This is a genomic window from Cryobacterium sp. Y62 (assembly GCF_002929785.1).
GTDB lineage: Bacteria > Actinomycetota > Actinomycetes > Actinomycetales > Microbacteriaceae > Cryobacterium.
This window is the reverse complement of record NZ_PJJK01000047.1, coordinates 1-8021: the sequence shown is the minus strand read 5'-3', so window position 1 is coordinate 8021 and position 8021 is coordinate 1. Positions and strand designations below refer to the sequence as shown.

Here is an 8021-nt window from a genome sequence, read left to right as displayed (position 1 = left end):
GAGGGCAGCCTGGCTGGAGTCTGGCTGGAGGGATTTTGGCTAGGCAATAGGCCGGTACTCAACATGCTGGGTTACCGGTAATACTTGATCAGAGGCATTATTTTAGGAAACGACCATCACCGCATGCCGCCCACGATTATTGAGAGGAATCCACAGCACGATCCAAGATCGCATCGTAAATCGCACCGTCAATGAGCCCCTCACTCCGTGCGCGCCCTACCTCGTCGAATGACCCGGAGGTCGTTACCAGGAACGGGTCAAAACCGCCTGTCGGCGCCTCCGACGGGTAGGCCCACCGGCTCAGCTCGTCAACGAGCTGAGCCCGCGTCAACTCCCCCGTGGCATACCGCTGAGTAATCTCATACGGAGACGCACCAGAAAAACCCGGTACCGGATCCGCCATTTTTGCCGCAGTTCGCAACGCAGAATGAATCGTCGGCTGCTTCACCCCCAACTGCGACGCAAGCTCTGCCTGGCTCATGATCGCAGCCAAACGCCGCAACTCCCGAAGGTAATCGAGACGGTTAAGGCTAAGCCGCTGGCGCAACGTCCGCGCCCTCTGAACCTCAGGGCGATAACTAATCGTGGTCATGCAAACCACCTCCTATAGACCAATCTATAGCATGTGTATAGAACTATCTATAGATAGATAGTCAATCTCAGAAAACGCCCCCGTAAGGGAAGCCTCTTGCGGGACGGATCTATTGGCCGTGGGCAAGAAAAAAGCCTTATCTTGCGCGCGGCGGCACCGGCGGACCTCGCGATAGTTGGCGATTCAAAAGAGTAGGTCGAGGCTGATCGCGGCACGCTCGACCTTGACTAAACGCTGCTTAGCTCACCCCTCGGCCGTCTGTGCTCGACAATGACTCACTGGAACACCGAGTTCGGTGCCGGCCGAGGTCAGTGGCGCGGCGCCCGTAGCTTCGCTTCGTCTGCAACGGGTGAAACGTAACGGCCGGGAATCGATTCGGCGGTGGAGCGAGTTACATAGCCGGTCGGGCCAACGACTCGACGCGTTTCAAGCGTGACGTATCCAGTTGCCTGCTCTTGGCGGCGCGGTACGTGCGTAACGTATGAATTCATTTCTCCCGTTCCTGTCTGCATCCATGGCAGACGGTCAACTCTACCCTGACGTAAGAGTTGTTTTAAATCGATCGCGCCGCACGACCATAATCCCTTCCGATGCGAGCTCTGGCAAAAAACAGACCGAGGTGCAACGTCAAAGGGGCCCACTCGGCATGCGCCCTAAGGGATGTATTCCTGCTTTATCAATCAACCCTTACGTGAGGTTTGATTTGGGCTGGAGTCTACGTCAGGTTTTGCAGGTCAAGCTCGTAGGGAGCACGGCATTGGAATTACCCGCTCGAGACTCGGATGAACGGTGGCTTCATCGCACCGCGGTAGTTGCGCTCGCAAGTGCGTATCTGGCTGCGCCGAGCGTGCTCGTTTTTGGAAGTTTGGTGAGGGGGTCATCTGCGCCGCCGCATTGGTTGCTCCGTGTGCACTTTTACTTTTATCTTCCGCGTAAGCAGCAGGCCGACAGTGACGTTACACGGTCACCCGAGCGCGCCAGGATTCTGTGGGCATTTACCCCGGAAGCGTGGCGATCCCGTCCTGTGTATTCGGGATCGCTGATGATCGCAAGCTACACAGGGTGCGTGGGGCTGACAACCGCATTTACTTCCGCAAGCGCGCCAGCCGAATCGTGGCGGACGGCGTTGGGATACTTCACGATTGCTGGCCTGTCTCTCGGCCTTCACTGCCCCGCTCGGTGGGCATTCCGACGCCAACAGCCGGACCCAGAAAGCTAAGCGCGACCGTGAACTAGCGACGATTCAGCTTGCGGGTACCAGTTTGCTAGCCCCGAAGCTACGCCGAACTCCTATTCCTGTGCAGCTACAACGGTGTAACCCTAAGAAAGCTGGCACGCGGGTCACCGTGACCCCCAGCTTGCCGTCACTCGACCGCGTTCGATAGCGCAACTGAGGTCCAGCAAGACCTCAACTTAACATAAACGTTAGGGTTGAGTTCTGGTGTGTTTCCCCCACCACCTTGAACGCCCCATGCCGCCGCAATCACCTCTGACGCGGTGCGTGCATGTCGGGTGCCCCGCCGCAGGAGAAACTCATGACAGACGCCACCGCCACAGATAAAACGGGCGAACATCGCTACCTCGCGAAAACGCTCGAGCTTGTGGAATCGGCCCACGCGAACTTAATCGATTCGATCGACCGTTCGGAACTTGCGATGGACGAACAAAAGCGCGAGATGTGGGAGCACCAGCGCGATATGGATCACGCCGAGAAAGCGAATGCACGCATGCAGATGGCGACATCCGTAGCGATCGGTGATTCTGCGGTCAAATCCCGCGATTCTCTCGAGCGGCTCAGAAACTCACCCTATTTTGGGCGAGTCGACTTCCAACACGCTGACACTGCTTCGGCAAAGTCCTATTACATCGGTGTGCGCGGCTTCTGGGATCCCGAGACCCAAGACCTCCGTGTGCACGACTGGCGCGCGCCGGTTTCGAGTCTCTATTACGACTACGAGGCCGGCCCGGCAACGTTCGACGCGCCCGAAGGGGTCGCCGAGGGCGAGATCGTAGGCAAGCGCCAGTACAAGATTGAGGCTGGACACCTGCAGTATTCGCTCGAGAGCTCGATCAACATCGGCGATGAGGTTCTGCAGCGCGAACTCAGCGAGTCTGCCGACGACAAGATGCGCAACATCGTCGCGACGATCCAGCGTGAGCAAAACGCGGTGATCCGTAACGAGACGGCCAAGGTGCTCATCTTGCAAGGCGTTGCCGGTTCAGGAAAGACCTCTATCGCGCTGCACCGGTTGGCATTTCTGCTGTACCGGTTCAAGGACACGCTGTCATCCAGCAACGTCATGATCCTGTCTCCGAACAAGGTGTTCGCCGACTACATCGCCGATGTGCTGCCGGAGCTCGGCGAGGAGCAGGTCGCGGAGATCGATCTGGACCGCATCGCCGAGCGCTTCCTCAGCAAAGTTGTTCAGCACCAGACTTTCAGCGAGCAGGTCAGCGGCCTCCTTGACAACGTTGACCATGATGCCGCCGATCGCATGCGCGCCAAAGCGACCCCGGAGTTCGTCGGGGAATTGCACGAGTGGATAGCAGTCCGGGCAGACGACTTCACGCCCGATAAGGTTGTGCAGCATTCAGAGCGGGTGAGCGCCGACTGGGTGGCGGACGCATTCGCGAGCGGTCACACCTCACCCATCTATACCCGGCTCGACCAAGTAGCCGACAGCGCGATCCACCTGATGAAGCAGCGTGTTCTTGACAGGCATGGCAAGTGGAGCGCGGTTGACTCGACCAGTGTGCGCAAGCAGGTACGGGCAATGTTCCCCTTCAAGGACGCGTTCGCGCTCTACCGAGCCTTCTACAATGAACCGTCGCGTCGAGCACACTTCACGATGCTGGACCACAAGCGCATCGAACACTCAGACGTCGCACCGCTGATTTACACGCTCATCACGACCGCACGACATGACGGCTTCGAAGACATCCACCACCTTCTCGTCGACGAAATGCAGGACTACACCCCTATCCAATACGCGGTTCTACGAAAACTATTCGCCTGCAAAATGACGATCCTCGGCGATTCGAACCAGTCGGTGAACCCGTTCAGCTCCTCGAACCTCGAGACGATCTTCAGCATCTTCCCCGAAGCCGACTGCCTTGAGCTCTGCAAGAGCTACCGCTCAACAACCGAAATAACCGAATTCGCACAAAACATCTCTCGCAACGACAAACTCATCCCCATCGAACGCCACGGCCCGCCGCCGCAATTACTGGCATGCGAAACCCCGCAGGACGAGACTGCTCGGGTTCTCGAGATAATTGCCACGCACAAGCGAAGCGAATACAGATCGTTGGGAATCGTGTGCAAAACTCTCGACCAGGCGGAACGCCTCTATCGCGCCGTCGCCGCGGAAGGCATCGAACTTACCCTGCTCGACTATGACAGCAAGACCTTCACCGGTGGGATTATCATCACCTCAGCTCATATTGCTAAAGGCCTCGAGTTCGACGTCGTCATTGTTCCCCACGTCGATGACGCCACCTACACTACCGACATCGACCGCAGCATGCTCTACATCGCCTGCACCCGGGCCATGCACCAGCTCCACCTCACCCACACCGGCACCGCATCGACGTTTTTACCGTCGGCACCCGAGCTTGCGAGGTCTGTCAAAATTTCGGTGTAACTAGTTCTGGCTTGATTAGCGTCCGACGAACAGTCGCCGTCGAAAAGATGTCGAAAGCGTGTCGAGCGCGCCCTTCTTTCGTTGGCCCAGCGGTCGCTGTCCGGTCGGGTCGGGTCGATGCAGCACGATAGTTGCACACCGCGATCAGTACGCGGTCGCGGCGCTCAGGTACCCGCCGGCTGATCAGTATTGTGCGACGTAGACGGTGTTGGCGGAGGTTCCACCAGTGAGCCGGTTGGGGAAGCTGACGACGTGGGCGTGCCAACGGCCAAAGACGCCGGCGAGGATGTCAATGAACTCGGCGTCCGGTGGGTCGTCTGACCAGAGGGCGAATACTCCACCCTCCGCGAGATGTCCAACAAGAGATCGCAGTCCGGCAACGGTGTACAGATCGAAGTGGCTGGCATCGAGGCGATAGCGCGGCGAATGGTCGATGTCCACGAGGATTGCATCGTAATGCGGCGAATTCGCGGTTGCCGTGCTCCGCATCAAGGCAAAGAAATCATCCAGCTTGAGATGGGTTCTGGGGTCACCGGTAAGTGCCTCTGAGACGGGGAGGAGCCCTCGCTGATGCCAGCCGATAACTGGGGACAAGGTGTCGACGACGGTCATCGACGCCACCCGGTCATCTGCCAGCGCGGCGACCGCGGTGTAGCCCAGGCCCAGCCCGCCAACCAGTACGTCGAGCCGGTCGCCGGCGACCGCCGCGAGACCCAGCGTTGCGAGTTCTTCTTCCGAGACGGTGAACAGGCTCGACATCAAAAACGCTTCGCCCAGCTTCACCTCATAGACGTCGACGTCCAGGGTCGGTTCGCGGCGTCGTCTCAGCGTGAGGTCGCCCAACTCCGTAGGCTGAAAATCGAGCTCTTCAAACCGTTTGATCATTTTGTCTCCCCAAGGCTGACCGGCATCCAACGAGCAACGTCACAATTGCATACCATGCGTATTGTGACAGGTCATGCACTGTATCCACCGGCCGCGGACACCAGGTACCGATCTGCTAACAACTCTCCTCTTACGTGAGAGTAGTATTACTGTCGTAATCTACCAGACAGGAGACACCACAATGACGACTGAACAATCCACAGCCGAGGCTACGAGAGAGACAATCCTCGCTGCCGTCGGACATGTCTTCGACACACACCCGGTCTTCCGTGAGGATCTCGTCACAGCGGCCAGGCAATCCGATGCCCCGCGGCCTCTTGTGATGATGCTGGACAACCTTCCTATTGATGGCCGGATTCATTATGTCCGCAACCTGTGGAAATTTCTTCCCGACATCGCCATCACGGACTCTGAATGAGCATCGACATTCACCCGTTGGCCGAAGACGACTACCACCTCATTCAGGAATACATGGCCTCCCGTGTCCTCGCACTTCTCGTCACGTCGACCACTACCCGCGATTGGGAGCGCGAGGTGGCTACCGAGATTGGACTGTCCGACGGCCAATGGGAGCGACGAAACGGGTTCCTGTTCGACTTCACTCTGGGCCGGTTCCTGCACTCTGCCCGCAGCGCGCGGAACGCGCAACACGGTCGGGGTGCAGCCGGTCGGGACTTCGTATCAGCCAACGAGCGGTTCACCGATCGATTCCTGTCGGCCATCGACCGCCAGGATGCCTCAGCTGCCGAAGCCGTGTGGGAAGAATTCAACAATTTACCCTACTGGCCCGATGTTCCCGCTATCGCACTGATCTCGACTCGCGCGATCATCACCCGGCTGCAGATCATCGTGGCCGTGGTACACCCGGGGAGCATTGGATTGCAGCTACCGGAAGAATACGACCCGCCAGTATTCGTTTCTTAGCCTCAACCCACCGGCGGAGGTGGAAACTCTGGCGGCGACGTTGATGAGTGTCCGGTGGACGGATGCGGTGACGGCTCGTCCGAGGGTGACGATGGCGAGGGGGCCAGCGGCACGGTGAGATTAAACGCGATGCACGCCTGCACGAGCCAGGCCGCGTTGGTAGTGAATACGCTGGACGAAAAGCGCGCCATCTCCAACACTTTCATGTCGGCGTTCAAGTTCGATGACCGCATGCTGGCGGTGGGTATTGTCGGCGTTGCCGGTATTGATAGGGCTGGAAGTTAAGAACGCGTGGCAACGAAACAGGTCAAAAAGGGTGCCTCGACCGACGGTGAGGTTCTGCAGCCACCGAGACGCGGCAGCATCAAGTTTGCAGCCGCGGCCGAATGGGAAGACCCGCAGGAACAACCCCCGCGTCGAAATCCGTAGGTTCTCTTGGAGTCGCGGCCCCGGTGAGCATTCCCGCAAGCTACACCGATGACCTACTTTTTTGCGGCGACCACGGGTGTGACCCTGAGAAAGCTGGCGCGCGGGTTGCCGTGGCCCACGACGGGAGTCGTATCCCCGCCGGCAACCAGGTTCGTCGTCCACCCAGCCAGGATGCGCAACTTGCGCTTCATAGTCGGCATCGCGTAGAGGTGATATGCGCGGTGAGCGAGCCACGCCGGCATGTTCTTGAGCTTGAGGCCCTTCATGATGCCCGCACCCTTGCCGATGCCAAAGCTGGCGACCGTTCCGAGCGATTCGTGTCGATATTCCACGATCGGTCGTCCGTTCATCATGGCGACGATATTGGCGGACACGGTCACCGCCTGGCGCACAGCATTCTGCGCGTTCGGTGGATAGTAGGCCGGCTGCGTCTCGGCCAGCAGGTTGGGAACCTGCGCTCCATCCCCAAGAGCCCACACGCCCTCAAGCTTCTCCCCGTCGCCGGTCTCCACTTGCAGCGCGGCGTTGACATTGACGTGCCCTTTGGGTCCCAGGGGCAAATCCAAGTCAGCCAGAACGGGGTTCGGCTTCACCCCGGCGGTCCAGACGATCGCGCCAGCCGGAATCGTCTCTCCGTCGCTGAGGACGACGTTGCCGTCAATGCAGGACGGCATCGTCGTGTTTAAGCGAATGTCGAGGCCTCGGGCACGGAGCTGACCGAGAGTCCACTGCGAGAGTTCGGGCCCAACTTCGGGTGCAACCCGGTCGAGCGCCTCCACCAATACGAAATGCAACTCCTCACGGGAGAGTCCACGGTAGCTCTTCATCGCAGCCTTCGCGGCATCATCAAGCTCTGCCATGGCCTCAACCCCGGTGTAGCCACCGCCGATGAACACGGTAGTGAGGAGCTTTCTGCGCTCTGCCGAGTCCTGAACGCTGGCCGCGCGGGCAATGTTTCCGAGAATGCGATCGCGCACGTACTGTGCTTCCTCAACAGACTTGAACCCCACACCGTTCTCGGCGAGTCCAGGCGTGGGAAAGGTGCGAGTGACGGCTCCGAGCGCAACCACAAGGTGATCGTAGGGAAAGTTTCGACCTTCGCCGTCTGGCGTCATCACCGTGACGCTCTTGCCTGTGCTGTCCAGGCCGGTGACGGACGCCTGCACGACATTTGAGTGTCGGAGCGTCTTGTGCAGAGGTACGGTCACGTCGCGGGCCCGGATGTGGCCGCCAGCAACTTCGGGTAGAAACGGCTGATAGGTGTAATACGGCAATTCATCGATCAGGGTGATGCTGGCCCAACGGGTCGCGTGCTTCTTCTGTAGTTGGAGGGCGGTAGTCAGCCCGGCGGCTCCGCCGCCGAGAATGACGATGCGTGTTGTCATGAGTGTGTTCCTTCCGACCGTACTTAGTGCCGATGATGGTTTTTTCGCTGCTGATCTCTTGGTTCAGCGCGCGCTGATTGTTTCCTTGGCAGCGGCGACGACGGCTTCGGTGGTGATTCCAAATTCGCGGAACAGCGTCTGATAGTCGGCGGATGCGCCGAA

General features: G+C 59.1%; 7 protein-coding genes. 4 read left to right on the top strand and 3 right to left on the bottom strand.

All coding sequences use genetic code 11. The features are described 5' to 3' along the window. Positions 1 to 136: 136 nt before the first annotated feature. On the bottom strand, positions 137 to 592 hold the full coding sequence (locus CXY71_RS00765) for a hypothetical protein (RefSeq protein ID WP_104133827.1): 456 nt from the start codon (positions 590 to 592) through the stop codon (positions 137 to 139). A 1535-nt stretch (positions 593 to 2127) separates the two neighbouring features. On the opposite strand from CXY71_RS00765, the gene CXY71_RS00760 reads away from it, so the two are divergent. Further along, positions 2128 to 4236, top strand: coding sequence for a UvrD-helicase domain-containing protein (locus CXY71_RS00760; protein ID WP_104133826.1), 2109 nt, complete (start codon positions 2128 to 2130; stop codon positions 4234 to 4236). 183 nt (positions 4237 to 4419) lie between these two features. Here the strand turns inward: CXY71_RS00760 and CXY71_RS00755 are convergent, their stop codons facing one another. Then, entirely contained in the window at positions 4420 to 5121 is a 702-nt protein-coding gene (locus CXY71_RS00755) for a spermidine synthase (RefSeq protein WP_104133825.1), read from the bottom strand. A gap of 181 nt (positions 5122 to 5302) precedes the next feature. On the opposite strand from CXY71_RS00755, the gene CXY71_RS00750 reads away from it, so the two are divergent. The 3 genes from CXY71_RS00750 to CXY71_RS00740 are packed head-to-tail and all read left to right on the top strand — an operon-like array spanning position 5303 to position 6330. Beyond that, on the top strand, positions 5303 to 5539 hold the full coding sequence (locus tag CXY71_RS00750; protein WP_104133824.1) for a DUF2795 domain-containing protein: 237 nt from the start codon (positions 5303 to 5305) through the stop codon (positions 5537 to 5539). Continuing rightward, entirely contained in the window at positions 5536 to 6045 is a 510-nt protein-coding gene (locus CXY71_RS00745) for a hypothetical protein (protein WP_104133823.1), read from the top strand. Before CXY71_RS00750 ends, CXY71_RS00745 begins: the two co-directional genes overlap by 4 nt. Before the next feature lie 54 nt (positions 6046 to 6099). Next, on the top strand, positions 6100 to 6330 hold the full coding sequence (locus CXY71_RS00740; RefSeq protein WP_104133822.1) for a hypothetical protein: 231 nt from the start codon (positions 6100 to 6102) through the stop codon (positions 6328 to 6330). Between the two features lie 197 nt (positions 6331 to 6527). Here CXY71_RS00740 and CXY71_RS00735 read toward each other — a convergent pair whose 3' ends face one another. Further along, positions 6528 to 7859 (bottom strand): NAD(P)/FAD-dependent oxidoreductase, encoded by a 1332-nt coding sequence (locus CXY71_RS00735; protein WP_104133821.1) that lies wholly within the window; start codon positions 7857 to 7859, stop codon positions 6528 to 6530. Positions 7860 to 8021 lie beyond the last annotated feature (162 nt).